Below are 26,941 nucleotides of genomic sequence, written 5' to 3' on the forward strand. Positions count from 1 at the left end.
GGAGCATCCGTTCCTTGAGAACTCAACAGCGTGCACTTGTCAAATGCCAAGTAACCTCGCCTCGGCTTCGGCTGGGGGAGATTCCTTTGGATCGAAGACCACTCTTTTTGGGTGGCATTGGATGAAGTCAGTTGATTTTGTCTCTTTGGTCAGTTTCGAACTCGCTGCGGCCTCGTTTTCCCGGGGTTGTATGCATTTTTTCTTTACGGAGAGTTTGATCCTGGCTCAGGATGAACGCTGGCGGCGTGCTTAACACATGCAAGTCGAACGATGAACCCTTAGCTTGCTTTGGGGGATTAGTGGCGAACGGGTGAGTAACACGTGAGCAACCTGCCCTTCACTCTGGGATAAGCGCTGGAAACGGCGTCTAATACTGGATATGAGACGCAACCGCATGGTTAGTGTTTGGAAAGATTTTTTGGTGGAGGATGGGCTCGCGGCCTATCAGCTTGTTGGTGAGGTAATGGCTCACCAAGGCGTCGACGGGTAGCCGGCCTGAGAGGGTGACCGGCCACACTGGGACTGAGACACGGCCCAGACTCCTACGGGAGGCAGCAGTGGGGAATATTGCACAATGGGCGGAAGCCTGATGCAGCAACGCCGCGTGAGGGATGACGGCCTTCGGGTTGTAAACCTCTTTTAGCAGGGAAGAAGCGTGAGTGACGGTACCTGCAGAAAAAGCGCCGGCTAACTACGTGCCAGCAGCCGCGGTAATACGTAGGGCGCAAGCGTTATCCGGAATTATTGGGCGTAAAGAGCTCGTAGGCGGTCTGTCGCGTCTGCTGTGAAATCCCGAGGCTCAACCTCGGGCCTGCAGTGGGTACGGGCAGACTAGAGTGCGGTAGGGGAGATTGGAATTCCTGGTGTAGCGGTGGAATGCGCAGATATCAGGAGGAACACCGATGGCGAAGGCAGATCTCTGGGCCGTAACTGACGCTGAGGAGCGAAAGGGTGGGGAGCAAACAGGCTTAGATACCCTGGTAGTCCACCCCGTAAACGTTGGGAACTAGTTGTGGGGTCCTTTCCACGGATTCCGTGACGCAGCTAACGCATTAAGTTCCCCGCCTGGGGAGTACGGCCGCAAGGCTAAAACTCAAAGGAATTGACGGGGACCCGCACAAGCGGCGGAGCATGCGGATTAATTCGATGCAACGCGAAGAACCTTACCAAGGCTTGACATACACGAGAACGGGCCAGAAATGGTCAACTCTTTGGACACTCGTGAACAGGTGGTGCATGGTTGTCGTCAGCTCGTGTCGTGAGATGTTGGGTTAAGTCCCGCAACGAGCGCAACCCTCGTTCTATGTTGCCAGCACGTTATGGTGGGAACTCATGGGATACTGCCGGGGTCAACTCGGAGGAAGGTGGGGATGACGTCAAATCATCATGCCCCTTATGTCTTGGGCTTCACGCATGCTACAATGGCCGGTACAAAGGGCTGCAATACCGTGAGGTGGAGCGAATCCCAAAAAGCCGGTCCCAGTTCGGATTGAGGTCTGCAACTCGACCTCATGAAGTCGGAGTCGCTAGTAATCGCAGATCAGCAACGCTGCGGTGAATACGTTCCCGGGTCTTGTACACACCGCCCGTCAAGTCATGAAAGTCGGTAACACCTGAAGCCGGTGGCCTAACCCTTGTGGAGGGAGCCGTCGAAGGTGGGATCGGTAATTAGGACTAAGTCGTAACAAGGTAGCCGTACCGGAAGGTGCGGCTGGATCACCTCCTTTCTAAGGAGCATCTGACACTTTCGGGTGTCCAGAACCCAGGTCGAATCCGAATGTGGTTCGCTGGGGCTCATGGGTGGAACGTTTGACATGGCATCAGCGCAGTTTGTTTCTCTGAGTACGCCGTTCGCGGTGGGAAAGGGGGGATGGGTGAGCGGGGTGTCTGCACGCTGTTGGGTCCTGAGGGACCGGATGTGAGTCCGTTCCTCTGGGCCTCTTGCTGTCTTCCTTTGTGGGAGGTGGGGAGGGGTGCCGCCCGTACTTTGAGAACTACACAGTGGACGCGAGCATCTTCGACATGGCCCTTTGGGGTTGTGTCGTTTTGATGATCTTAAAGATCATTAGTCAATTTCGAATTTTTCGATTCTTGATGAACTCATGTGATTTCAAGTCTTTAAGAGCAAACGGTGGATGCCTTGGCATCTGGAGCCGAAGAAGGACGTAGCAATCTGCGATAAGCCTCGGGGAACTGATAAGCGAGTTTTGATCCGAGGATGTCCGAATGGGGAAACCCCGCTGGGCGGCGTGCCGACCTAGTGACTCCCGCCTGAATATATAGGGCGGGTAGAGGGAACGTGGGGAAGTGAAACATCTCAGTACCCACAGGAAGAGAAAGCAACCGCGATTCCGTTAGTAGTGGCGAGCGAAACCGGATCAGGCTAAACCGGGTGTGTGTGATAGCCGGCAGGCGTTGCATGCTCGGGGTTGTGGGACATACCTGATTTTTCTGCCGAAGGATCGACGTGACAGAAGCGTATAGACGAACGGTCTTGAAAGGCCGGTCATAGAGGGTGCCAACCCCGTAGTCGAAATGCGTGTTCTGGCGTGGTGTGTATCCCAAGTAGCACGGGGCCCGAGAAATCCCGTGTGAATCTGTCAGGACCACCTGATAAGCCTAAATACTCCCAGATGACCGATAGCGGACAAGTACCGTGAGGGAAAGGTGAAAAGTACCCCGGGAGGGGAGTGAAATAGTACCTGAAACCGTTTGCTTACAAACCGTTGGAGCACCCCTGGTAGGTGTGACAGCGTGCCTTTTGAAGAATGAGCCTGCGAGTTAGTGATATGTGGCGAGGTTAACCCGTGTGGGGTAGCCGTAGCGAAAGCGAGTCTGAATAGGGCGTTTTAGTCGCATGTCCTAGACCCGAAGCGAAGTGATCTATCCATGGCCAGGCTGAAGCGACGGTAAGACGTCGTGGAGGGCCGAACCCACTTAGGTTGAAAACTGAGGGGATGAGCTGTGGATAGGGGTGAAAGGCCAATCAAACTTCGTGATAGCTGGTTCTCTCCGAAATGCATTTAGGTGCAGCGTTGCGTGTTTCTTGCCGGAGGTAGAGCTACTGGATGGCCGATGGGCCCTACAAGGTTACTGACGTCAGCCAAACTCCGAATGCCGGTAAGTGAGAGCGCAGCAGTGAGACTGTGGGGGATAAGCTTCATAGTCGAGAGGGAAACAACCCAGACCACCAACTAAGGTCCCTAAGCGCGTGCTAAGTGGGAAAGGATGTGGAGTTGCTCAGACAACCAGGAGGTTGGCTTAGAAGCAGCCACCCTTGAAAGAGTGCGTAATAGCTCACTGGTCAAGTGATTCCGCGCCGACAATGTAACGGGGCTCAAGCACGCCACCGAAGTTGTGGCATTGACATTATTGGTAGGCCTTCGTGGTCCAGCCGTGTTGATGGGTAGGAGAGCGTCGTGTGGCGAGTGAAGCGGCGGTGTGAACCAGCCGTGGACGCTACACGAGTGAGAATGCAGGCATGAGTAGCGAAAGACGTGTGAGAAACACGTCCTCCGGAAGACCAAGGGTTCCAGGGTCAAGCTAATCTTCCCTGGGTAAGTCGGGACCTAAGGCGAGGCCGACAGGCGTAGTCGATGGACAACGGGTTGATATTCCCGTACCGGCGAAGAACCGCCCAAGCTAATCCAGTGGTGCTAAGCGCCCAAACCAGTGCATCGTCACCTTCGGGTGGCACCGTGCTGGGGAGCGCGCGACCCCATGCTGGTGCGGCTAGCGTATTAACAGGTGTGACGCAGGAAGGTAGCCCAAGCCAGGCGATGGTTGTCCTGGTGCAAGTGCGTAGGCCGAACGGTAGGCAAATCCGCCGTTCATGCAGGCTGAGACACGATGCGGATGAAAAGTGGGTGATCCTATGCTGCCGAGAAAAGCATCGACGCGAGGTTCTAGCTGCCCGTACCCCAAACCGACTCAGGTGGTCAGGTAGAGAATACCAAGGAGATCGAGAGAATCGTGGTTAAGGAACTCGGCAAAATGCCCCCGTAACTTCGGGAGAAGGGGGGCCATCCACTTATTAGGATTTACTCCGAAAGGGTGTGGTGGCCGCAGAGACTAGTGGGTAGCGACTGTTTACTAAAAACACAGGTCCGTGCCAAGTCGCAAGACGATGTATACGGACTGACGCCTGCCCGGTGCTGGAAGGTTAAGAGGACGGGTTAGCTTCGGCGAAGCTCAGAATTTAAGCCCCAGTAAACGGCGGTGGTAACTATAACCATCCTAAGGTAGCGAAATTCCTTGTCGGGTAAGTTCCGACCTGCACGAATGGCGTAACGACTTCCCAACTGTCTCAACCGCGAACTCGGCGAAATTGCATTACGAGTAAAGATGCTCGTTACGCGCAGCAGGACGGAAAGACCCCGTGACCTTTACTACAGCTTGGTATTGGTGTTCGGTGTGGCTTGTGTAGGATAGGTGGGAGACTTTGAAGCGTGGACGCCAGTTCATGTGGAGTCATTGTTGAAATACCACTCTGGTCACTCTGGATATCTAACTTCGAACCGTGATCCGGTTCAGGGACAGTGCCTGGTGGGTAGTTTAACTGGGGCGGTTGCCTCCCAAAGAGTAACGGAGGCGCCCAAAGGTTCCCTCAACCTGGTTGGCAATCAGGTGTCGAGTGTAAGTGCACAAGGGAGCTTGACTGTGAGACTGACAGGTCGAGCAGGGACGAAAGTCGGGACTAGTGATCCGGCAGTGGCTTGTGGAAGCGCTGTCGCTCAACGGATAAAAGGTACCTCGGGGATAACAGGCTGATCTTGCCCAAGAGTCCATATCGACGGCATGGTTTGGCACCTCGATGTCGGCTCGTCGCATCCTGGGGCTGGAGTAGGTCCCAAGGGTTGGGCTGTTCGCCCATTAAAGCGGTACGCGAGCTGGGTTTAGAACGTCGTGAGACAGTTCGGTCCCTATCCGCTGCGCGCGTAGGAAGTTTGAGAGGATCTGACCCTAGTACGAGAGGACCGGGTTGGACGAACCTCTGGTGTGCCAGTTGTTCCGCCAGGAGCACCGCTGGTTAGCTACGTTCGGGATGGATAACCGCTGAAAGCATCTAAGCGGGAAGCCGGCCTCAAGATGAGACTTCCATCACCTTCGGGTGGAGAGGCTCCCAGCCAGACTACTGGGTTGATAGGCCAGATGTGGAAGCACGGTAACGTGTGCAGCTGACTGGTACTAATAAGCCGATGACTTGATAACACACCGTTCTTGGTGCTTGCGTCCACTTTGTGGTTCTCGACGTATGGTCGGGAACCACACAACATCTTGTGTTGTGTGTATGACTGAAACGTCAATAGTGTTTCGGCGGCCATAGCGTGAGGGAAACGCCCGGTCACATTCCGAACCCGGAAGCTAAGCCTCACAGCGCCGATGGTACTGCAGGGGGGACCCTGTGGGAGAGTAGGACACCGCCGGACTCCCTTTACGGAATGGCCACCCAGAGATGGGTGGCCATTCTGCGTTAACGAGAGTCGCCTGAGAGGAACAAGCCATGTCGGAAGAGGACCAGCGTCGCGGCGGCTCGGAACGGCCGAGGAAGCGGTTCGTCGACGGCGATCGTGGAACGAAGAGTGGTCGCCCTGGACGTCCGATGCCGCAGAATGGGACATCGGCGGGCGGACGGCGCTTTCCTGCCCGTGACGACGGAAGGCGCGACGACGACCGCGCTGGCGGCGGAGCCTCCCCGCAGGACGCGAACCCTGCACGAGGCGAAGGCGCAGCCCACCGCGATCGGCCGCGTCGTGGTGCCGCCCCGCGCGGCGACGACCGGCGGGGCGGACAGACGGGCGGGCGCGCACGGCGAGACGGATTCGCTCCTCGCGATGCGGATGAGCGCCGTGAACGGGGCGATGAGCGTGGCCGTTCGACGAGAGGCGTGCAGCGCCGTGACGGTGACGACCCGCGCTATCGAGCGGGCGGCGTCACCGGCCGGCCGCAGCGCGGCCGCGCGGATGGTCGCGCTGACGGCGAGCACCGACTCGGCGACTCCGGCGCCGGCCACGGAGAGGTCCGCTCACGACGTCGTGATGAGGGTGCGCAGCACCGCGGTGGCGGTGCGCGTCCGTCGCGCGGGCACGATCAGGGCCGCGATCGGCGGCAGGGCATGTCGCGCCGGAACGTCGAGGATCGCGGCCGGACGTCGAGCACGCGGCGCGAGAGCGGAGCGGATCGGGGCGTTGCCGACCAGGGTCGGCGACCGCGTCGTGACGCGTTCGCGGGGGACCGACCTCGGGACCCGTTCCTCCCTGAGGAGATCACGCCGCGTGACCTTCACCCGGCAGCGCGCAACGAGCTGAAGACCCTGAGCAAGGAGAACGCCGAGACCGTGGCCAGGCACCTGGCGATGGCGTCGCGCCTGATCGAGGAGGACCCGGCGTTGGCGCACGAGCATGCCGTCGCGGCGTCGCGTCGTGCCGGCCGGGTCGCGGTGGTCCGCGAGTCCGTGGGCATCACGGCCTACGCTCTCGGCGACTTCGCCTTGGCTCTGCGCGAGCTTCGGACCTATCGACGTATCTCCGGTCGTGACGACCAGATCGCCCTGATCGTGGACAGCGAGCGGGGGATGGGGCGACCGGACCGTGCGCTCGAGGAGGCGCGGGCGGTGGACCGTGCGACGCTTCCCGCGGAGACGCGGGTCGCGCTGGCGATCGCCATGTCGGGAGCCCGTCTCGATCGCGGGGAGGCGGAGCTCGCCCTGGGCGAGCTGGAGATCCCGGAGCTCGACCCGGACCGGGCGTTCGAGTGGAGCCCGGCCCTTTTCGCCGCCCGAGCTGCCGTCCTCGAGGATCTGGGACGGACCGAGGAGGCAGCCTTCTGGGAGGCACGTGCTGAGGTCGCAGCCGCGGCGCTAGGCCACGGTGAGGGCGATGAGATCCTGATCCAGGACGTACAGGCCGAAGACGAGGAGAGGCCGGGGACCGGCGCGGAGAGGCCGTCGGACGCGGTGTCGGAGGCGACCGAATGAGCCTCTTCTCACGTCGTGCCGACCGTCGGCAGGAGGTCGCGGACGAGCGGACCCCGTTGACCGATGTCGACGTGGTGCTTGCCGACCTCGACGGCGTGGTCTACGCGGGACCCGGACCGATCCCGTATGCGATCGAGAGCCTGCAGGGGGTCGAGCGTACCCGGCGCCTCGGCTACATCACCAACAACGCGGCGCGGACCGATTCCGCGGTCGCCGCCCATCTGACCGAGCTCGGGCTGAAGACGGCGGCGGACGAGGTGGTGACCAGCCCGCAAGCGGCGATGCGCCTTCTCGACGGGCTCATCCCCGCAGGATCGGCCGTCCTCGTCGTCGGCGGCGAAGGCCTCGTGGTCGAAGCGGAGAAGGCCGGTTACCGGGTCACTCGGAGTGCGGACGACGAGCCGCGGGCCGTCGTCCAGGGATTCGCGCCGGAGGTCGGCTGGCGGGACCTCGCCGAGGCGGCGTTCGCGTTGCGCACGCCCGAGGACGACGGCGGCATCCCGTGGATCGCCACGAACACCGACTGGACGATCCCACAGGCGCGCGGGCTCGCGCCGGGGAACGGCACGCTCGTGTCCGCCGTGCACACCGCCGTCGGGCGCCTGGCGACCGTCGCGGGCAAGCCGGAGACGCCGATCTTCGAGGAGGCGATCGCTCGGTTCGGAGCGAAGCGAGCCCTGTTCATCGGCGATCGGCTGGACACCGACATCCTCGGCGCGAACCGCGCGGGGATCGGCTCTGCGCTCGTGCTCACGGGAGTGGATCGCCCCAAGCACGTCCTGGCGGCGCCAGAGGACTCGCGTCCGACGTTCATCGTCGGTGACCTGCGCGAGCTGCATGAGCCCTACCCCACGGCCACCGTCGACGGCGACCGGGTGACTGTGCGGGGAGCCTCCGTACGGATCGACGGACCCGACGTCGTCATCGTGTCCGAAGGCGAGCGCCCGATCGACCTGTTGCGTGCCGGCGCGGCGGCCATCTGGCGTACCGGCCGCCAGATCTACGGATTCCGGGTGCCCGAACGCCTTTACGCGGACCCGTTCCACCGGCCGTAGCCGGCCGCCCGCGCGCGGCGCCGTCGGCGTCGCACGTGCGGGACGTAGAGTGGATGCCGTGAGCGAGGACAAGCCCGAGGAGCCGGCCGACGGTCTCTGGAGCCGCCTGCGTCTGATCGAGGGACAGCCGCTGGACGCTCGTGCAGAAGCGTACTCCGCGCTTCACGACGACCTCGCTCGGCGGCTCGAGAGCGCGCCGCGAGAATCCCGCGCCGAGCACGGATGACCGCCCGCCTCGACGCGACCCTCGCGGCGCGGGGACTCGCGAGGTCTCGCACTCATGCGGCGAGCCTGATCGCGGACGGCCTCGTCACGGTCAACGGTGCGCCGATTGTCAAGCCTTCCCACCGGGTGGGCGAGGAGGACGTCGTCACGGTCGCTGTGGCCGACCACTATGTCAGCCGCGGCGCCCACAAGCTGGTCCGTGCGCTCGACGGCTTCGAGGTGCCCGTCGCCGGACGCCTGGCGTTGGATATGGGCGCCTCGACGGGCGGATTCACCCAGGTGCTCCGTGAGCGGGGTGCACGGCGGGTGCTCGCGGTCGACGTCGGCCACGACCAGCTCGCGCCACCGCTACGGGAGGACCCGGCGGTGACGATGGTGGAGGGCTTCAACGTCCGCCATATGACGCCGGTCTCGCTCGCCGCGGCGACGGGAGAGCAGGAAGCGCCGGAGATCGTCGTCGGCGACCTCTCCTTCATCTCGCTCGCGCTCGTGCTGCCGGCGATCGCTGCGGTGGCCTCGCCGACCGCCGACGTGCTCCTTCTCGTGAAACCGCAGTTCGAGGTCGGGCGGACCGCTGTCCGCGGAGGGCTCGTGACGGACCCGGTGGCCCGTACCGATGCACTGGAGCGCACGCTGTGGAGTGCGTGGGACTCGGGGCTGGGGACATCAGGGATCCTCTCCTCCCCGATCCTCGGCACGCACGGGAACGCGGAATACCTCGTCCACCTCGTGCCCGGCGGAGGGACGGATCCGTCAGAATGGAGAGGAACGATCGAACGGATCGCAGGAGGACGATGAACGACCGGACCATCCTCGTCGTCGCGCACGCCCGCCGCGACGACACCGTCCACGCCGCACGTCGCGTGATCGCCGCCCTGACCGAGGCTGGCGTTCATCCCGTGCTCGCGTCCGAGGACAGGGAGGAGCTCGTGAGGGTCGATCCGGCCTTCGCCGCCGTGGACTCCCTCGGCGCGGATTCTCCTGTCGAGGACGTGGAGCTGGCGATCGTCCTGGGCGGTGACGGCACGATCCTCCGCGCGGCGGAGCTGGTCCGCGCAGGGGCGGCGCCGGTGCTGGGCATCAACATGGGTCACGTCGGCTTCCTCGCCGAGATCGAACGCGACGACATGGACGAGGCCGTCGCCCGCATCGTCGCCCGGGACTACGAGGTGGAGGAGCGGCTTGCGCTCTCCGTGCGCGTGAAGGACGCGACGGGCGAGGTCGTCTACGAGACCTGGGCCCTCAACGAGGCGACGGTCGAGAAGGCGAGCCGGGAGCGCATGATCGAGGTGGTGGTCGAGGTCGACGGGCGGCCGCTGTCCGCTTTCGGGTGCGACGGGATGGTCGTCTCGACACCGACAGGCTCCACGGCCTACAACTTCTCGGCCGGAGGCCCGGTCATCTGGCCCGGCGTCGAGGCGATCGCCGTCGTCCCGCTGTCGGCGCACGCCCTCTTCGCCCGGCCGCTCGTGGTGGCTCCCGAGGCCCCGGTCGCGATCGAGCTGCTGGAGCGCACCGACGGCACCGGCATCCTCTGGTGCGACGGTCGCCGCTCGCATGAGCTCCCCCCGGGGGCACGCGTGATCGTGCGCCGGTCCTCGCGTCCGGTCCGGCTGGCCCGGCTGCACCCGAGCCCTTTCACCGACCGGCTCGTGCGCAAGTTCCAGTTGCCCGTCGAGGGGTGGAGGGGAGCGCCGTGATCGAGGAGATCCGGCTCAAGGACCTCGGTGTGATCGCCGAGGCGATCCTCCCGATCGGGCCCGGGTTCACCGCCATCACCGGCGAGACCGGGGCGGGTAAGACGATGGTCGTGACGGGCCTCGGCCTGCTCCTCGGCGCACGGGCGGACTCCAGCGCCGTGCGTGCGGGAGCCGCCCAGGCCTCCGTGGCCGGTGTCTGGGTCGTCCCGAGAGCCGGGACCGTCGCCGACACCGTCGCTGACACCGGCGGCGAGCTGGAGCCCCTCGACGACGACCGCGGCGAGCTCTACATCTCGCGGACGCTCAGCGCCGAGGGGCGCAGCAGGGCGAGCGTCGGAGGACGCGCGGCGCCGGCCGGCGTGCTCGCGGATCTCGCCGGGGACCTCGTGGTCGTGCACGGCCAGTCCGAGCAGCTGCGCCTGAGGTCCACGACGGCGCAGCGCGAGGCGCTGGACCGCTTCGGCGGGGCGCCGCTCGCTGTCGCGGCCGAGGCATACACGGCGGCCTGGGAGCGATGGCGCATGCTCGCCGCCGAGCTCGAAGACCTCACCGCGCACCGAGACAACCGCCGTGCCGAGGCGGACGACCTCCGTGCGGCCCTCGCCCTCATCGAGGCGACCGACCCGCAGCCAGGGGAGGACGAGGCGCTCGCCGAGCGAGCGGAGCGACTGGCCAACGCGGAGGAGCTGAGGCTGGCGGCCTCTGTCGCCCGCTCGGCGCTCTCGGACGAGGAAGGGGGGAACGATGTCTCCTCCCTCGTGGCCGAGGCGCGCAGGGTGTTGGAGCGGGCGGGGGATCCGGAGCTCGCACCGATCGCCGAGAGCATCGCCGATCTCGGTTACCGTGCCGCCGACATCGCCGGCCAGCTCTCGGCCTTCCTCGCCGATCTCGACGAATCCGGTCCGCACGAGCTCGCGGCGGTCGAGGAGCGCCGCGCCGCCCTGGCGGTGCTCACGCGCGCACACGGCAGCCTCGACGCGGCCCGCCAGCTGTGGGAGACCGGTTCGGCGCGGCTGGCGGAGCTCGACGACGACGGCGATCGTCTGGAGCGTCTCACAGCCGAGCGTGACGCTGCCCGCCAGCGTCTCGATGACGCAGCGACGGCCCTCACCGCGCTCCGGGTCGATGCGGCGGGGCGCCTCGGCGCGGCCGTGACCGAGGAGCTGCACGCGCTCGCGATGCCCGACGCCCGTCTGGAGGTCGCGGTGTCCGAGGGGGCCGAGAGCGCGCATGGCCGCGACGACATCGCGATCCTCCTCGCTCCGCATCCGGGAGCGGATCCGCGCCCGGTGTCGCGGGGGGCTTCCGGGGGCGAGCTCTCGCGAGTCATGCTCGCGATCGAGGTCGTGATCGCCGGCGCCGATCCTGTGCCCACCTTCGTGTTCGACGAGGTCGACGCAGGGATCGGCGGCGCGGCCGCGATCGAGGTCGGCCGGCGTCTGGCTCGGCTCGCGCGCACCTCGCAGGTGATCGCGGTGACACATCTCGCGCAGGTCGCCGCTTTCGCCGGCAACCATCTCTCGGTCGTGAAGGCGAATGACGGGCAGGTCACGGCCTCCAGCGTCCGCCGGCTCGAGGGCGCAGCGCGAGAGGCCGAGATGGCTCGGCTGCTCTCCGGCCTCGCGGACTCCGAGGCGGCCCTGGAGCACGCGCGTGAGCTGCTCGCCCTGACGGTCTGAGCCGGGAACGGGGTTCGGCTGGGGAAGGCCGGAAGCAGGACCGAGAGACAAGGGAGCAAGAGGATGCCGCAGACGGTCGGAGTGGTCGGAGAGGCTCTCGTCGACATCGTGGTCGGCGGAGAGACCCATCCGGGAGGCTCGCCGATGAACGTGGCCGTCGGGCTCGCCCGCCTCGGCCTCTCGACGGTCCTGCACTCCCGGATCGGCTCTGACGCGCACGGCGCGGCGATCCGTGCCCATCTGATGAGGTCCGGGGCACGGATCGGGCCCCAGACGGACGTGTCGGGGCCCTCGTGGACGGCGACAGCGACGGTGGATGGCGAGGGCAAGGCGCGGTACTCGTTCGACCTTCCTGGCGACATCGAGGTGCCGGAGCTCGCAGATCTCGCCCTCGTGCACACCGGCTCCTTCGCCGCGGTACGTGAGCCGGGGTCGTCGGCTCTCCTCGCCGCGCTTCGAGCGGCCCCCGCGTCGACGCTGCGCAGCTTTGACCCGAACGTCCGTCCCGACGTGATGGGGGCGGCGGAGACGGCGCGGGAGCGTGTCCGCGAGATCGCGGGGGAGTGCCATGTCGTCAAGCTCAGCGACGAGGACGCAGAATGGCTCGTTCCGGGAGCGTCGCCGGAGGATGTCCTGCGGATGTTCGCCGATCTCGGCGCGCGGTTCGTCGTCATGACCCGTGGCGAGCGGGGATGCCTCGCTCTCGCCGATGGGACGGTCGTGTCCCGCCCGGCTCTCGCCATCCCGCTCGTGGACACGATCGGAGCCGGAGACGCGTTCATGTCCGGCCTTCTCGCCGGCCTCTTGCGAGAGGGGGCGGATCGGGTTCTGGTCGAGGGGGGTCAGCTCGGCCCGGAGCGGATCCGCGCCGCGCTGAGCTCGGCGCTCGCGAGCGCGACGATCGCTGTCTCCCGTGCCGGCGCGAACCCGCCAACGTCCGCCGAGCTCGACGCGGCGCTTGACGTCGTCCACCTCGCGGAGGCCGGCTACGGAAGCGGTGACGCCGGATGAACGGCCTGATAGGATAAAAGCCCGTGATGCAGACTCCAGACGCGCGGGCAACGAACGGCACGACCAAGCACATCTTCGTGACAGGTGGTGTCGTTTCTTCGTTGGGCAAGGGGCTCACTGCGGCGAGCCTGGGCAACCTCCTCACCGCCCGGGGCCTGCGCGTCGTGATGCAGAAGCTCGACCCCTATCTGAACGTCGACCCGGGCACGATGAACCCGTTCCAGCACGGCGAGGTGTTCGTCACAGACGACGGCGCCGAGACAGACCTCGACATCGGTCACTACGAGCGCTTCCTCGACATCGAGCTCAGCCAGGCCGCCAACGTCACGACCGGCCAGATCTACTCGCAGGTGATCGCCAAGGAGCGCCGTGGCGAGTATCTCGGCGACACGGTCCAGGTCATCCCGCACATCACGGACGAGATCAAGCGTCGGATGCGGCTGCAGGCCGACGAGACCCCGCAGCCGGACGTCATCATCACAGAGATCGGCGGCACGGTCGGCGACATCGAGTCCCAGCCGTTCATCGAGTCCGCCCGTCAGATCCGTCATGAGCTGGGCCGGAAGAACGTCTTCTTCGTCCACGTCTCCCTCGTGCCGTTCATGGGTGCGTCGGGAGAGCAGAAGACCAAGCCCACCCAGCACTCGGTCGCCACGCTTCGCTCGATCGGCATCCAGCCCGACGCGCTCGTGCTGCGCAGCGACCGTCCGGTGACCGACGCCAACAAGCGCAAGATCGCGCTCATGTGCGATGTCGACGAGGACGCCGTCGTCAACGCGATCGACGTCCCGAGCATCTATGACATCCCCACGATGCTGCATGACCAGGGCCTCGACGACTACATCGTCGATGCCCTGGGGATGTCCGAGGCGGGGGATGTCGACTGGTCACGCTGGCAGCGGGTGCTGCAGGCGGTCCACAACCCGAGGCACGAGGTCACGATCGGCCTCGTCGGCAAGTACATCGACCTGCCGGACGCCTATCTGTCGGTCACCGAGGCGCTCAAGGCCGGAGGCTTCGCACATGAGGTCGCGGTGAAGATCCGTTGGATCCCCTCGGACTCCTGCGAGACGCCGGAGGGCGCCGCGAAGGCACTGGCGGACGTCGACGGCATCTGCGTCCCCGGGGGCTTCGGCATCCGCGGCATCGAGGGCAAGCTCGGCGCGCTCCGCTTCGCCCGCGAACAGGGGATCCCCGCCCTCGGCCTGTGCCTGGGCCTGCAGTGCATGGTCATCGAGTACGCACGGAACGTCGCCGGGATCGAGGGGGCATCCTCGAGCGAGTTCGACCCCGAGACCGGTGAGCCGGTCATCGCCACCATGGCCGAGCAGGTGGAGATCCTCGACGGCGGCGACCTCGGCGGCACCATGCGGCTGGGTCTGTACAAGGCCGCGCTGGCCGAGGGCTCCCTCGCCGCCGAGCTGTACGACGCGGCCGAGGCCTCGGAGCGTCACCGTCACCGCTATGAGGTCAACAACGCCTACCGCGGACGTCTCGCCGAGGCAGGCCTCGTCTTCTCCGGCCTCAACCCCGAGCTCGACCTCGTCGAGTACGTGGAGCTGCCGCGCGACGTCCACCCGTTCTACATCGCCACCCAGGCTCATCCCGAGCTGCGCTCGCGACCGACTGCTCCGCATCCGCTGTTCCGGGGACTCGTGGGAGCGGCGATCGAGCGGCATCGGGCGAGCGAGCTGTTCGACGACGAGGCATGAGCGAGACGGCGACAGACGCAGCGGCTCCGGAGACGGAGGCGCTGCGCGACGAGCCGTTCTCGCCGGAGGTCCTCTCGAGCGAGGTCGTCTATCGCGGCGCCGTGTGGGACATCAGGGAAGACCGGGTGCGGTACGGCGACGGCGAGATCGTGCGTCAGTACACCGATCACACCGGGGCTGTCGCCGTGGTCGCTCTCGACGCCGATGGCCGGGTGCTCCTGATCCAGCAGTACCGCCACCCGATCCGTCACCGGGACTGGGAGCTGCCGGCGGGCCTGCTCGACATCGAGGGTGAGGAGCCGGTGGTCGCCGCGCAGCGTGAGCTCGCGGAGGAGGCTGATCTCGTGGCTGCTGAGTGGTCGCCGCTCGTGTCGACCTTCGCGACTCCCGGCGGGAGCGACGAGATCATCCGCATCTTCCTCGCGACCGGGGTGTCCGCGGCGCCGTCGGCGCATGCCAGGGAGGACGAGGAGGCCGACATCCGCCTCGCCTGGGTGCCACTCGCCGAGGCCGCCGACGCGGTGCTCGACGGCCGCCTGCGCAACGCCATCCTCGCCGTGGGGGTGCTCGCGGCCGAGCGGCGGCTCGTCGGAGGCTGACGTGGAGCTCGACCGCGCTCTCGACGCCTATCTCCGCCACATCACGATCGAGCGCGGGCTCGCGGAGCACACCCTCGCGGCCTACCGGCGGGACCTGAGCGGCTACGTCGGATGGCTCGTCGAGGACGGCATCGACGACACCGAGAAGATCGGACAGGATGCCGTCGGTCGGTTCATCGCCGACCGGGCGGGCACGGTGCCGCCTCCCGCGGCGACGAGCCTCGCCCGCTTGCAGTCCTCTGTGCGGGGCTGGCACCGGTTCCTCGCGCGGGAGGGCATCGCCACGGAGGATCCTACGTCCCGTCTGCGCCCGCCCCGGCTCGGCAGGCGGCTGCCGAAGGCCCTGACCATCGAGCAGGTGGAGCGCCTGCTGGCGGCGCCCTCCGCCGAGGAGCCGCTGGGGATCCGTGACCGGGCGCTCCTCGAGCTCCTGTACGCGACGGGTGCGCGCGTGTCCGAGGCGACCGCGCTGGACGTGGATGACCTGGCCCACGGTGACGTGCTCCGGCTTCGCGGCAAGGGATCCAAGGAGCGCATCGTCCCGATAGGCTCCTACGCCCGCGCGGCCGTCGACGCCTACCTCACCCGGGTCCGTCCCGCCCTCGCCGCCAAGGGGAGGGCGTCCGCGCGGCTGTTCCTCGGGGCGCGCGGCGCTCCGCTGTCACGGCAGAGCGCCTGGCTCGTGATCCGCTCGGCTGCCGAGCGCGCCCAGCTGAACGTCGAGATCTCCCCGCACACCCTCCGGCACTCCTTCGCGACTCATCTGCTCCAGGGCGGCGCCGACGTCCGCGTGGTCCAGGAACTCCTCGGGCACGCTTCGGTGGCGACGACGCAGATCTATACCCACGTCTCGGCCGACACGCTGCGCGATGTCTACGCGACCGCCCACCCGCGCGCTCGCTGATCCGCCTGCGGGCGTCGTTCTGCCTCGAGAACCGCGGATCGCCGGGGATTCCGCACAGGGCCGGTGGCGTGGTCGCTATGATCGATCGAGCACGACGAAGCGGAGGACTGTGGCTAAGAAGGCGAAGGACGAAATCCCGATCGGGCCCACAGGGCGTCCGTATCGAGGGTTCCCGACCCCTGCACCTCTCGCGGCACACGGTCCTGCGCGCATCATCGCGTTGTGCAACCAGAAGGGCGGCGTCGGCAAGACCACGACCTCCATCAATCTCGCCGCGGCCCTCGCAGAGTACGGGCGCAAAGTTCTGGCCGTCGACTTCGATCCGCAGGGCGCCCTGTCGGCAGGTCTGGGAGTCCCGACGCACGACATCCCCACCGTCTACGATCTGCTCCTGGACACGAAGCGCGACCCGCGTGAGGCGATCGTCCACACCTCGGTCGAGGGGCTGGACATCATCCCGGCCAACATCGATCTCTCCGCCGCCGAGGTCCACCTCGTCAACGAGGTGGCCCGCGAGACGATCCTCTCCCGCGTCCTCCGCCAGGTGGCGGGGGAGTACGACGTCATCCTCATCGACTGCCAGCCGTCGCTGGGCCTGCTCACGGTGAATGCCCTCACCGCTGCGCACGGCGTGCTGATCCCGCTGGAGTGCGAGTTCTTCGCCCTCCGTGGTGTCGCTCTGCTCATCGAGACCATCGACAAGGTACGGGACCGGCTGAACCCCTCGATCACCCTCGACGGCCTCCTGGCCACGATGTATGACGCCCGCACCCTGCACTCCCGCGAGGTGCTGGAGCGTGTCGTGGAGGCGTTCGGGGACGACGTGCTGGAGACCGTGATCGGACGCACCGTGAAGTTCCCTGACGCGTCGGTGTCGGGGGTTCCGATCACCGAGTTCGCGCCGGAGCACCCCGCCGCACAGGCGTATCTGCGACTGGCCCGAGAGCTGGTCGCCCGTGGCGCCGTCGCGTAGCGACGGCGCCACTCCGCCGGAGGCGGCAGAAGGCACCGCATCCGAGGGCGGCGGCATCGCCGCTGCCCGATTGTCGCGTAGCGACGGCGCCACTCCGCCGGAGGCGGCAGAAGGCACCGCCTCCGAGGCAGCGGGGCCGGATGAGGCGACGGAGGCCGGCTTCCGTGTCTCGCTGTCGAACTTCGACGGCCCCTTCGATCTTCTCCTCTCTCTCATCTCGAAGCATGAGATGGACATCACCGAGATCTCGCTCAGTCGGGTGACCGACGAGTTCATCGCGTATCTCCGAGAGCTAGGGCCGGACGAGGAGCTCGACGAGGCGTCGGAGTTCCTCGTGGTGGCGGCCACCCTTCTGGACATGAAGGTCGCGGGGCTGCTGCCGCAGGGAGAGCTCGTCGACGCCGAGTCCGTCGCCCTTCTCGAGGCACGGGATCTGCTGTTCGCCCGTCTCCTGCAGTACCGCGCCTTCAAGGAGGTCTCGGCGTGGTTCGCTCGATGCCTGCAGTATGAGGACCGCCGCCATGCCAGAGCGGTCCGTCTGGACGAGAAGCACCGCAGCCGCACGCCGGAACTGGTGTGGACGCTCACACCCGAGGACTTCGCCGCGCTCGCGCTCCTCGCCTTCGCCCCGAAGGAGGTTCCGAGCGTCGGACTCGATCATCTGCATGCGCCGCTGGTGAGCATCCGAGAGCAGGCGGCCGTGGTGGTCTCGCTGCTGCGCAGCAGCGACTCGTTGAGCTTCCGCGAGCTCGTGGCAGGGGTGGCCGAGCCGGGGATCGTCGTGGCGCGGTTCCTGTCGGTGCTCGAGCTCTATCGGCACGCCGCCCTGTCCTTCGAACAGCTGGAGCCGCTCGGGGAGCTGACCTTGCGCTGGTCGGCCGAGAGCTGGTCCGATGAGATGCTCGCGACCCTGGGAGCCGACTATGACCGATGACACGACGATCGACGAGACGTCACCCGTGGCCGACGCGGCGGCGACGGAGACGATGAGCACGCTCGAGGCGCCGTTGACCGAGCGACTCGAGGCGATCCTGCTCATCGTGGAGGAGCCGCACAGCCTCGTCTCCCTCGCCGCGGCGGTGGGGGCGCCGGTGCCCGCGGTGCGGCAGGCGATCCAGACGCTCGTCGACGACTACGACGGCCGTGGCCGCGGTCCGCGGCGGGGCTTCGAGCTCCGCGAGGTCGGCGGCGGCTGGCGCCTCTTCGTGCGCGAGGACTACGACGATCTGGTCGCCGACTTCGTGGGCGGCCAGGCCCCTGCCCGCCTGTCGCAGGCTGCGCTGGAGACGCTCGCGGTGATCGCCTACAAGCAGCCGGTGACGCGGAGCCAGGTCGCCTCGATCCGCGCGGTCAACGTCGACTCAGTCGTGCGGACGCTCCTCGCGCGGGGGCTGATCACCGAACTGTTCCAGGACGCCGAGACCGGCGCCATCAACTACGGCACGACCGACGCGCTGCTGCAGAACCTGGGGATTAACTCCCTGGACGAGCTTCCGCCGATCTCGCCCCTGCTCGATGACGGGGCGGACGGCTTCGACGAGAGGACGACCCGATGACCTCCGAGACGACCGAGGGCGTCCGTCTGCAGAAGGCGCTTGCGAACGCCGGCGTCGCGTCGCGGCGTGTGGTCGAGCAGTACATCGTCGAGGGGCGCATTCGCGTGAACGGCACGGTCGTCACCGAGCTCGGCTCGCGGATCGACCCGGAGCACGATCTCGTGGACGTCGACGGCACCGCGGTACAGCTCGACACCAGCCGCCGGTATGTGATGCTCAACAAGCCCACCGGCATCGTGAGCTCGATGAAGGACGAGAAAGGGCGACCGGACCTGCGCCGCTTCACGAAGGACTATCCGGAGCGGCTCTACAACGTCGGACGGCTGGACGCCGAGACGAGCGGGCTGCTGATCCTCACGAACGACGGCGATCTCGCCCATGTGTTGGCGCACCCTTCGTTCGGGGTCACGAAGGTGTACATCGCGAAGGTCGAGGGCAAGGTCGCGCCGCAGACGATCGCCCGCCTCACGAAGGGCGTCGAACTGGAGGACGGGCCGATCGCCGCCGATCGCGCGCGGCTGCTGGACGTCTCGGCGGGTCCGGGGCGCGGCGGGGCCTCCAGCCTCGTCGAGCTCACGCTCCACTCCGGGCGGAACCGGATCGTCCGGCGGATGATGGCCGCGGTCGGCCATCCCGTCGCCGAGCTCGTCCGCCGTCAGTTCGGCCCGCTGCACCTGGGACCCCTGCCGGCGGGTAAGACGCGGGAGCTGACTAAAATCGAACTCGGCGCGCTCCTCACCCTCGCGCGCCGGGATTCCCCTGCGGACGCTTCGCCGGGCGAGGCGCAGCACGATCGGCGGGAGAACGAGTGAGCGAGACGGGCACGGGTCAGAGCCCGACACAGGGCACGGTGCAGGCCGTAGGCCAGGGCACGAGGGCGTCCCGGGTCTCCGGGACGATCCGGATCGTCGGCGCCGGCCTCCTCGGCGCGAGCATCGGTCACGCACTGTCGGCGAAGGGGATCGACGTCGCGCTCGACGACACCTCGCCGGCGCAGCTCCGGCTCGCGGCGGACTACGGGGCGGGACGCCTGGCGAGGCGCGACGACGCGCCGTCGCTCGTGGTCGTCGCCGTGCCGCCCGATGTGACTGCCGAGGTCGTCGAGGCGGAGCTCTCTCGATTCCCCGACTCCGTGATCACCGACGTCGCCAGCGTGAAGCTGGAGCCCTACCTCGCCCTGCGTGCCCGGGGCGTCGACCTCACCCGCTACATCGGCTCCCACCCGTTGGCCGGACGTGAGCGCGGGGGAGCGATCTCGGCCCGCGCTGACATCTTCGTCGGACGCCCCTGGGTCGTCTGCCGCGATGAGGAGACCCGCTCCGCCGACCTCGCGCTGGTCGAGGGACTCGCGCTGGAACTCGGTGCCATGCCGATCGAGATGACGCCGGAGGAGCACGACCGCTCGGTCGCGCTCACCTCTCACGTGCCGCAGGTCGTGGCGAGCCTCCTCGCCGCCCGTCTCGCCGACGCCGACGACGACGCACTCCGGCTGACCGGGCAGGGACTGCGCGACACGACGCGCATCGCCGCCTCCGCGCCGGAGCTGTGGGTGCAGATCCTGGGTGCGAACGCCGCACCGGTGGTCGAGATCCTCGATGCGCTCGCCGCCGACCTTTCCCGGGTATCCGACGCGCTGCGCGATCCTGCGCGCAGTGGGGCCCGACGCGCGGTCGCGGAGGCGATCCGTCTGGGCAACGAGGGCGTCGAGCGGCTGCCGGGAAAGCACGGGCAGAACCGTCGTTTCGAGCAGCTCGTGGTGATGGTGGACGACACACCGGGGCAGCTGGCGCGCCTGTTCGGCGAGCTGGGCGAGCTGAACGTGAACGTGGAGGATCTGCGGCTCGAGCACTCCCCGGGTGCGCAGTTCGGACTCGCTGAGATCAGCGTGGCGCCCTCGGTGCTCCGCGGGGCGATCGAGGGACTGGAGTCGCGGGGATGGCGGATTGCGGGCACGACCAATGACTGAGCCGTTCATCGTCGCCGTGGACGGCCCCGCGGGATCCGGGAAGTCCAGCGTCTCCAAGGCCGTCGCCCGCCGACTCGGCTACGGTTATCTCGACACCGGCGCGGCCTACCGGGCGCTCGCCTGGCATGTGCTCGACCGCCGGGCCGACACCGAGTCTCCCGACGCCGTGCGCGCCGCGGCGGCCGACTTCCCCCTGCGCCAGAGCCTCGACCCGGACGAGCGCCGGGTGTTCGTCGGGGATGCGGACGTGACAGAGGCGATCCGCGAGCCCCGGGTCTCGGCTGCCGTCAGCGGTGTCGCCCGGGTGCCGGAGATCCGCGTGCAGGTGAACGACATGTTCCGAAAGACGGTCGCGGAGGCGTCCGTTCCCGCGGTCGTCGTCGAGGGACGAGACATCACGACCGTCGTCGCCCCTGACGCGCCGGTGCGCATCCTCCTCACTGCCTCGCCCGAGGTGCGCGCCGCGCGCCGTGCGGGCGAACTCGCCGGCGTCGATCCGGCGAGCGTGGCTGCCGCGCTGCACAAGCGCGACGCCTCCGACAGCGCGGTCGTGGACTTCCTCACCGCCGCCCCTGGAGTGGAGGTCGTGGACTCCAGCGACCTCGACTTCGCCCAGACCATCGACGCCGTGCTCGCGGTGATCGAACGACGCACGAGCCCGCAGCGACGGGCGGACCGAGGAGCCGACCATGGCCGATGAGGAATACGAAGGCGGCGACGACCGCCTCGCCGAGAAGCTGGAGGCGCTGGACGAGGAGCTCGTCGAGTCGCGCGCCGCGACGCTCCGCGCAGGGCTCCAGGACTACGAGCTGGACGAGGAGGACGCTGTCCTTCTGGAAGGGCTCTCCGAAGGCCTCGACGGGATCGAGTTCTTGCCCGCCCTGCCTGTGGTCGCGATCGTCGGCCGCCCGAACGTCGGCAAATCCGCGCTGGTCAACCGGATCCTCGGACGCAGGGAGGCCGTGGTAGAGGACACCCCCGGCGTGACCCGCGACCGCGTGACATACAAGGCGGAGTGGATGGATCGCCGCTTCTCTCTCGTCGACACCGGTGGCTGGGAGCCGGACGCGAAGGGCATCGACCGGTCCGTGGCCGCGCAGGCCGAGATCGCGATCGACCTCTCCGATGTCGTCCTCTTCGTCGTCGACGCGATGGTCGGTGCGACCTCCACGGACGAGCACGTCGTCCGGCTGCTCCGCAAGAGCGGCAAGCCTGTGTTCCTCGTCGCGAACAAGATCGATGACGCGCGGCAGGAGCCTGAGGCCGCTGCGCTGTGGAACCTGGGGCTCGGCGAGCCCCATGCGGTCTCGGCCATCCACGGCCGGGGAGTCGCCGACCTGCTGGACGCGGTGCTGGAGAAGCTTCCCGAGGTCTCTGCCGTCGCCAAGCAGGAGATCGGCGGGCCGCGGCGCGTCGCGATCCTGGGGCGCCCCAACGTCGGCAAGTCGTCCCTGCTCAACAAGGCGGCGGGTGAGGAGCGCGTGGTCGTCAACGATCTCGCCGGCACGACGCGGGACCCGGTGGACGAGATCGTCGAGCTCGGCGGCAGGCTCTGGCGTTTCGTCGACACCGCCGGCATCCGTCGCAGAGTGCACCTGCAGCAGGGGGCGGACTTCTACGCGTCTCTGCGTACATCCGCTGCGCTGGAGAAGTCCGAGGTCGCCGTGGTGGTGCTCGACGTGAGCCAGCCGATCAGCGTGCAGGACCTGAACATCATCGACCTCGTCCTGGAGTCGGGCCGGGCGCTCGTGCTCGCCTTCAACAAGTGGGACGTGCTGAACACCCCCGAGTACGAGAACATCGACCGGCGCCGCTACCTGGAGCGCGAGATCGAGCAGGACCTCGCACACGTGGCCTGGGCGCCGAGGGTGAACATCTCGGCACGGACCGGCCGTCACCTCGACAAGCTCGTCCCGGCGTTGGAGACCGCGCTGGAGAACTGGGACCGCCGCATCCCGACCGGGAAGTTCAACGCCTTCCTCACCGAGCTGGTCGCCGCCCATCCGCATCCCGTGCGTGGCGGGAAGCAGCCGCGGATCCTGTTCGGCACGCAGGCGTCGACGCGTCCGCCGACCTTCGTCCTCTTCACGACCGGCTTCCTCGACCCGGGGTACCGGCGGTTCATCCAGCGGCGGCTCCGCGAGCTGTACGCGTTCGAGGGCACCCCGATCGTGATCAACATGCGCGTGCGCGAGCGCAGGCAGCGCTGAGGCGGCACGAGGCATCCCGCTGTCGAAGGAACGGCATCGGCGGCGGGACTTCGGAGCAGGGCGGCGGACAGAGCACGAAAGAGCGGCGCTGTTCGGCGGGCGGGAATCTCCCCGAACTCTGACGGGGAATCTGTGCCACCGCACCATGGCCTGGCCGCAACCGCTGGGGCATGATGGAGGCGGACGTCGCACAGCCGTGGCGTCCGTTGAGCACGCCCACGAGGCACGCCGAAAGAGGACGCGATGACGCACACCCTGCCCCTGCCCGAGTTCGCCCACGAACGTGTGGAGGTGATCACCGGCCGGCGCAGTGGACTGTTCATCGCCGTGGCACTCCACTCCTCGGTGCTCGGATCCGCCCTCGGCGGCGCGCGGCTGTGGACGTACCCGCACTGGAGCGACGCGCTCGGCGACGCGCTGCGGCTCTCCGCCGCGATGACCCTCAAGAACGCGGCAGCCGGACTCGACGCCGGCGGCGGGAAGTCCGTGATCGGGCTCTCCGAGGGGCAGACGCTCGACGCCGACCGGCGTCGAGCCGCGTTCCTGGATCTCGGCGACGCCGTCGAGTCGTTCGGAGGCCTCTACCGGACGGCGGAGGACGTGGGGAGCACGACCGACGACATGCTCGTCGTCAGCGAGCGCACCGCGCACGTGGTGGGACTGCCCGACGCCGTGGGCGGCTCCGGCGAGCCCGCGGGTCCCACGAGCCTGGGCGTCTATGCGTCGCTCCGTGCCGTGCTGGAGCGGATCGCCGGGTCGGGCGATGTCGCCGGTCGACGGATCACGATCTCGGGCCTCGGCCAGGTGGGCGGACGGCTCGCCGCCCGGCTCGCTCAGGAGGGCGCCGTGCTGACCGTCACCGACGTCTTCGCGGGTAAGCGGGAGCTCGCCGAGAGCCTCGGAGCGACCTGGGTCGAACCGGGCGAGGAGCACCGTGTGTCGGCCGACGTGTTCGTGCCCGCAGGGATCGGAGGCCTCCTCACCGACGAGGTGATCGACGCGCTCGATGCGCGTGCGGTCTGCGGCCCCGCCAACAACCCCCTCGCCGACCGTTCCGGCGCCGAGCGGCTCGCGGCGCGGGGCGTGCTGTACGCTCCCGACTTCGTCGTGAACGCCGGCGGTGTGATCTATCTCGACCTGGAGGCGAAGAAGCTGGGCACGCGGGAGCAGATCATGGACCGGGTCGCAGGCATCGGCGACACCGTCCGCCTGATCCTGGAACAGGCGGAGGAACGGGGGGTCACCCCGCTCGCTGCCGCCGAGGAGCGCGCCGCCGCGCGTCTGCGTGCCGGAGCGCTCGCCGGATCCGCCCGCTCCTGATCCGGAGAGCCGGTCCATCCGGAGCGCATCCGGGCTCTCGTCACGGGCATGACCTCGTGCGTCGGGAACCGTGCCGGTCGGGGCGGGCTGTGGGAGGCTGGAGGGGTGACGATCGTTCCCCCCAGCCCCGGCGAGCCGCGACGCCCCGAAGGCCCACGCGACCCGGGCGATGCGTGGGTGGTCTCCGCGACCGGGGAACGGTACTGGGGGCGGTTCGGCGCGGCGGGCCTTCTCGCCGTCGACGCCGACCGCGGCGTGCTCTTGCAGCATCGTGTCGCGTGGAGTCATTTCGGCGGCACGTGGGGGCTCCCCGGCGGTGCGCTGCATCAGGACGAGAGCGCGCTCGACGGCGCTCTGCGGGAGTCGACCGAGGAGGCGGGGATCCCCGCGGGCGCCGTTCGGCCGCGGTTCGCCAGCGTGCTCGATCTCGGCATCTGGTCGTACACGACGGTCGTCGCCGAGGTCGTGCGTCCCTTCGAGCCCGTGATCAGCGATCCGGAGAGCGTCGCGCTCGAGTGGGTCCCTGTCGCGGAGGTGTCTGGGTTACCGTTGCATCCCGGATTCGCCGATGCCTGGCCTCGGCTGCGGGCGCTGCTCGGCGCCCGCCCGGCCGTGGTCGTGGACGCGGCGAACGTCGTGGGATCCGTGCCGGACGGATGGTGGAAGGACAGAGCCGGCGCCGCGGCGCGACTGCGCGACCGTCTGCTTCGCTGGGCGCGAGAGGGCGTCGAGGCTGACGCACTGGGGCTGGGGGCGTCGCGGTGGTACCCCGACGTCGTCCTCGTCGTCGAGGGGAAGGCTCGGGCACTGCCCGACGAGGGGACGGCGTCCGCCGGCACGGCCTCGTCGGCTGGTGCGTCCTCGGCTGATGCCTTCCGTGCTGGCGGAGGGCGGACGCCAGTCGTGCTGCGGCGAGCCTCGGGCTCCGGTGACGACGAGATCGTTGCAGGGGCCGCGGAGCTGCGGGCAGGCGGCCGCGACGTGACCGTGGTGACCAGCGATCGTGAACTGCGCGTCAGGGCCGAGGCAGAGGGCGCGCGCGTGGTCTCGACCCGCTGGCTGCGGGATCGTCTCCCGACCTGAGGCCGCTTCTCCTTCCCGAGACCGCTTCTCCGTCACGAGACCGCGGATTTGCTGGGAGGTTTCGTGACGGAGATGCGGTCTCGTCCACCTGTGGCGGGGATCACGCCGCCGGCGCCGCAGCGGTCAGCGGCCGCGGAGGCGGTCGATCTCGCGACGCTCGCGCTTGGTCGGGCGGCCGGCGCCCCGGTCACGGAGGCCTGCCGCGGCGACGGGCTCGCGCGGCGGTGTGCGGTCCTCAGCCGCGAGAGCGGCGAGCGGGGCTCCGACGCGCCTGGCGATCGTCTGGCGGACGATGAGGATCCGGTCGAACCCTGCGATCCGCACCCGCAGCTCGTCTCCGACCCTCACCGTCTGCGCGGCCTTGACTCGGTCGCCGTTCACGCGGACATGCCCCGCGCGGCACGCGGTCGTCGCCGCCGATCGGGTCTTGTAGACCCGGACAGCCCAGAGCCAGCTGTCTACTCGTACCGGCGCGGTCGCTGCGCCTTCGCTCATCCGGCGACCTCCGCGCGTACCTCTGCGGAGGCGCCCGCCTTCGCGTGTACGGCTCGGAGCGCGCCGGCCACGATGAGCCCCTGTCCGAGGGTGTAGGTGAGCATGACCGCCGGGCTGGTCCAGGCGGGCATGGCGTCGGAGAGGAACAGGCGGAACGCGAGGATCGAGTCGCTGGCGAGGAAGAACGCCCCGCCCCACGCCACCAGCGGATGGCAGCGCGCGGCTGTCGCTGCGGTGCCGGCGAGGACGACGCCGTAGAGGGCGACCCCGATCAGGAGGGGACCGGTGTGTGGGCCCAGGGCGATGAGCATGAGGATCCACCACAGCACATAGACGACGGTCCACAGGGGCAGCCGTCGGATCCGGAGCGTTCGCAGGAAGAGGGCGATGTAGGCGAGGTGCGCGACGCCGAAGAAGCCGAGCATGAGCGGCAGCTCGGGGGCGAACGGGAAGAAGGCTCCGGCCTCGTCGCCGAGCCAGGAGAAGAAGAGGGCGATCAGCAGCAGAGCGGCTGCCGAGCGAGGGCCGATCCGCCGCCAGGTCACGACGACCGGTACGGCGAGCAGCGGCATGAGCAGCATCTTCGTCGGCGGCGCGAGTGGGCTCTGCAGCGCGAGCGCGACCACGTGCACGATCGAAACGAGGACGTACGGGAGGAACGGCCAGATCGTGCCAAGCAAGAACGGGGTGCGGCGCTGCATCCCTCCATCGTAGGCGCGACGAGAGTCAGCTCAGCCGAGCGTCAAGGTCACGAGCGGGCGGCCGGGCCGCAGCTCTCCCGTCGGCGTGAAGCCCGCCGCCACGAAGGTGCTGAGAGCCCCGTGGAACAGCTCGTTCGAGGACGTCTTGCCCGTGCTCGTGTCGATCGGATACCCCTCGATGAGCCGGGCGCCGGATTCCCGGGCGTAGTCGACCGCGGCCGCGAGGAGCGCCTTGTTGAGCCCCTTCCCGCGGTGCTCACGCCGCACGCTGAAACAGGTCACGGCCCAGACGGTCTCGTCGTCGAACGGCTCCGACGTCGTTGCGACGATCGTGCGGGTGTAGGCCAGACGGGCCTGCTTCGTGCGCGGGCCGATCCGGACCCATCCGGCCGCCTCGCCGTCGACATAGGCGACGATGCCAGGCGGGGGACCGGTGGCGATCTCGGCGTTGAGGATGCCTTCGCGCTCATCGAGCGTCGTCGCCTGCCAGTCCTTGTTGCGAAGGACCGGCCAGACGCACTGACAGCTGCGGCCGTCGCCCCCGCCCGAGAGCGCCGCCTGCACATCGTCCCATTGCGCCGGGGTGGCCGGTGTGGTGGTGAGGGAGGTCATGCCCGAACGCTACGCCGGCCCTCTGACATCGGCAACGGTGGTACGCGCTCGTTCGTGCGGTGCCTTGCCGCGCCGGTCGTGCCGGGCGTGCCGGGCGGGTCGGACCGCGGCTGGACTGGAGCGCCGCGCCCGGAGGCCCGGGTTCGCGAGCACCCTGCGGGGTC

At 67.9% G+C, this 26,941-nt stretch carries 23 protein-coding genes and 3 rRNA genes; 23 read left to right on the forward strand and 3 right to left on the reverse strand.

Going from position 1 to position 26,941, the window contains the following annotated elements; all coding sequences use genetic code 11:
* The first annotated feature begins 202 nt into the window (after positions 1-202).
* From ACP15J_RS00005 to ACP15J_RS00115, 23 genes are all read left to right on the forward strand, one after another.
* A 16S ribosomal RNA gene (locus ACP15J_RS00005) occupies positions 203-1,727 on the forward strand.
* Positions 1,728-2,108: 381 nt separating this feature from the next.
* Positions 2,109-5,211 (forward strand): 23S ribosomal RNA (locus tag ACP15J_RS00010).
* A 101-nt stretch (positions 5,212-5,312) separates the two neighbouring features.
* Positions 5,313-5,429: ribosomal RNA gene (rrf, locus tag ACP15J_RS00015) — 5S ribosomal RNA — on the forward strand.
* The 16S, 23S and 5S rRNA genes sit together here, the layout of an rRNA operon.
* A gap of 183 nt (positions 5,430-5,612) precedes the next feature.
* The gene (locus ACP15J_RS00020; RefSeq protein ID WP_424936052.1) at positions 5,613-6,308 is read left to right on the forward strand and encodes a hypothetical protein; all 696 of its coding nucleotides are present in this window, start codon (positions 5,613-5,615) and stop codon (positions 6,306-6,308) included.
* Positions 6,309-6,337: 29 nt separating this feature from the next.
* The gene (locus ACP15J_RS00025) at positions 6,338-6,976 is read left to right on the forward strand and encodes a hypothetical protein (protein WP_424936051.1); all 639 of its coding nucleotides are present in this window, start codon (positions 6,338-6,340) and stop codon (positions 6,974-6,976) included.
* Positions 6,973-8,031, forward strand: a complete 1,059-nt coding sequence (locus ACP15J_RS00030; RefSeq protein WP_424936050.1) for an HAD-IIA family hydrolase — start codon at positions 6,973-6,975, stop codon at positions 8,029-8,031. Before ACP15J_RS00025 ends, ACP15J_RS00030 begins: the two co-directional genes overlap by 4 nt.
* Before the next feature lie 58 nt (positions 8,032-8,089).
* Positions 8,090-8,257, forward strand: a complete 168-nt coding sequence (locus tag ACP15J_RS00035; protein ID WP_424936049.1) for a hypothetical protein — start codon at positions 8,090-8,092, stop codon at positions 8,255-8,257.
* On the forward strand, positions 8,254-9,054 hold the full coding sequence (locus ACP15J_RS00040) for a TlyA family RNA methyltransferase (protein WP_424936048.1): 801 nt from the start codon (positions 8,254-8,256) through the stop codon (positions 9,052-9,054). Before ACP15J_RS00035 ends, ACP15J_RS00040 begins: the two co-directional genes overlap by 4 nt.
* Positions 9,051-9,956 (forward strand): NAD kinase, encoded by a 906-nt coding sequence (locus tag ACP15J_RS00045; protein WP_424936047.1) that lies wholly within the window; start codon positions 9,051-9,053, stop codon positions 9,954-9,956. Before ACP15J_RS00040 ends, ACP15J_RS00045 begins: the two co-directional genes overlap by 4 nt.
* A complete protein-coding gene (recN, locus tag ACP15J_RS00050; protein ID WP_424936046.1) occupies positions 9,953-11,635 on the forward strand; it encodes a DNA repair protein RecN in 1,683 nt (560 codons plus the stop codon). Before ACP15J_RS00045 ends, recN begins: the two co-directional genes overlap by 4 nt.
* Positions 11,636-11,698: 63 nt before the next feature.
* Positions 11,699-12,646, forward strand: coding sequence for a PfkB family carbohydrate kinase (locus tag ACP15J_RS00055; protein WP_424936045.1), 948 nt, complete (start codon positions 11,699-11,701; stop codon positions 12,644-12,646).
* 26 nt (positions 12,647-12,672) lie between these two features.
* Complete coding sequence (locus tag ACP15J_RS00060) at positions 12,673-14,358, forward strand: CTP synthase (protein WP_424936068.1); 1,686 nt, start codon at positions 12,673-12,675, stop codon at positions 14,356-14,358.
* Complete coding sequence (locus ACP15J_RS00065; RefSeq protein WP_424936044.1) at positions 14,355-14,957, forward strand: NUDIX domain-containing protein; 603 nt, start codon at positions 14,355-14,357, stop codon at positions 14,955-14,957. The genes ACP15J_RS00060 and ACP15J_RS00065 overlap by 4 nt, the downstream gene beginning before the upstream one ends.
* 1 nt (position 14,958) lies before the next feature.
* Entirely contained in the window at positions 14,959-15,861 is a 903-nt protein-coding gene (gene xerD / locus ACP15J_RS00070; RefSeq protein ID WP_424936043.1) for a site-specific tyrosine recombinase XerD, read from the forward strand.
* 109 nt (positions 15,862-15,970) lie between these two features.
* Complete coding sequence (locus tag ACP15J_RS00075; RefSeq protein ID WP_424936042.1) at positions 15,971-16,834, forward strand: ParA family protein; 864 nt, start codon at positions 15,971-15,973, stop codon at positions 16,832-16,834.
* Between the two features lie 70 nt (positions 16,835-16,904).
* Positions 16,905-17,768: a segregation and condensation protein A gene (locus ACP15J_RS00080; protein WP_424980854.1), complete on the forward strand. Its 864-nt coding sequence runs from the start codon at positions 16,905-16,907 to the stop codon at positions 17,766-17,768.
* Positions 17,758-18,390, forward strand: a complete 633-nt coding sequence (gene scpB / locus ACP15J_RS00085) for an SMC-Scp complex subunit ScpB (protein ID WP_424936040.1) — start codon at positions 17,758-17,760, stop codon at positions 18,388-18,390. The genes ACP15J_RS00080 and scpB overlap by 11 nt, the downstream gene beginning before the upstream one ends.
* Complete coding sequence (locus ACP15J_RS00090; RefSeq protein WP_424936039.1) at positions 18,387-19,202, forward strand: pseudouridine synthase; 816 nt, start codon at positions 18,387-18,389, stop codon at positions 19,200-19,202. The genes scpB and ACP15J_RS00090 overlap by 4 nt, the downstream gene beginning before the upstream one ends.
* 38 nt (positions 19,203-19,240) lie before the next feature.
* The gene (locus ACP15J_RS00095; protein WP_424980855.1) at positions 19,241-20,356 is read left to right on the forward strand and encodes a prephenate dehydrogenase; all 1,116 of its coding nucleotides are present in this window, start codon (positions 19,241-19,243) and stop codon (positions 20,354-20,356) included.
* Positions 20,349-21,056 carry a (d)CMP kinase gene (gene cmk, locus ACP15J_RS00100; RefSeq protein WP_424936037.1) on the forward strand — a complete coding sequence of 236 codons (708 nt, stop codon included), beginning with the start codon at positions 20,349-20,351 and terminating at the stop codon, positions 21,054-21,056. The genes ACP15J_RS00095 and cmk overlap by 8 nt, the downstream gene beginning before the upstream one ends.
* Complete coding sequence (gene der, locus ACP15J_RS00105; protein ID WP_424936036.1) at positions 21,046-22,566, forward strand: ribosome biogenesis GTPase Der; 1,521 nt, start codon at positions 21,046-21,048, stop codon at positions 22,564-22,566. Before cmk ends, der begins: the two co-directional genes overlap by 11 nt.
* A gap of 243 nt (positions 22,567-22,809) precedes the next feature.
* The gene (locus tag ACP15J_RS00110; protein ID WP_424936035.1) at positions 22,810-23,886 is read left to right on the forward strand and encodes a Glu/Leu/Phe/Val dehydrogenase dimerization domain-containing protein; all 1,077 of its coding nucleotides are present in this window, start codon (positions 22,810-22,812) and stop codon (positions 23,884-23,886) included.
* Between the two features lie 105 nt (positions 23,887-23,991).
* The gene (locus tag ACP15J_RS00115) at positions 23,992-24,969 is read left to right on the forward strand and encodes an NUDIX domain-containing protein (RefSeq protein WP_424936034.1); all 978 of its coding nucleotides are present in this window, start codon (positions 23,992-23,994) and stop codon (positions 24,967-24,969) included.
* Positions 24,970-25,092: 123 nt separating this feature from the next.
* Here ACP15J_RS00115 and ACP15J_RS00120 read toward each other — a convergent pair whose 3' ends face one another.
* The 3 genes from ACP15J_RS00120 to ACP15J_RS00130 are packed head-to-tail and all read right to left on the reverse strand — an operon-like array spanning position 25,093 to position 26,777.
* The gene (locus ACP15J_RS00120; protein ID WP_424936033.1) at positions 25,093-25,464 is read right to left on the reverse strand and encodes an RNA-binding S4 domain-containing protein; all 372 of its coding nucleotides are present in this window, start codon (positions 25,462-25,464) and stop codon (positions 25,093-25,095) included.
* Positions 25,461-26,165, reverse strand: coding sequence for a lysoplasmalogenase family protein (locus ACP15J_RS00125; protein ID WP_424936032.1), 705 nt, complete (start codon positions 26,163-26,165; stop codon positions 25,461-25,463). The genes ACP15J_RS00120 and ACP15J_RS00125 overlap by 4 nt, the downstream gene beginning before the upstream one ends.
* A 30-nt stretch (positions 26,166-26,195) precedes the next feature.
* Positions 26,196-26,777, reverse strand: a complete 582-nt coding sequence (locus ACP15J_RS00130; protein WP_424936031.1) for an N-acetyltransferase family protein — start codon at positions 26,775-26,777, stop codon at positions 26,196-26,198.
* Positions 26,778-26,941 lie beyond the last annotated feature (164 nt).

Source organism: Microbacterium sp. S308A+ (genome assembly GCF_049800815.1).
Lineage (GTDB): Bacteria > Actinomycetota > Actinomycetes > Actinomycetales > Microbacteriaceae > Microbacterium.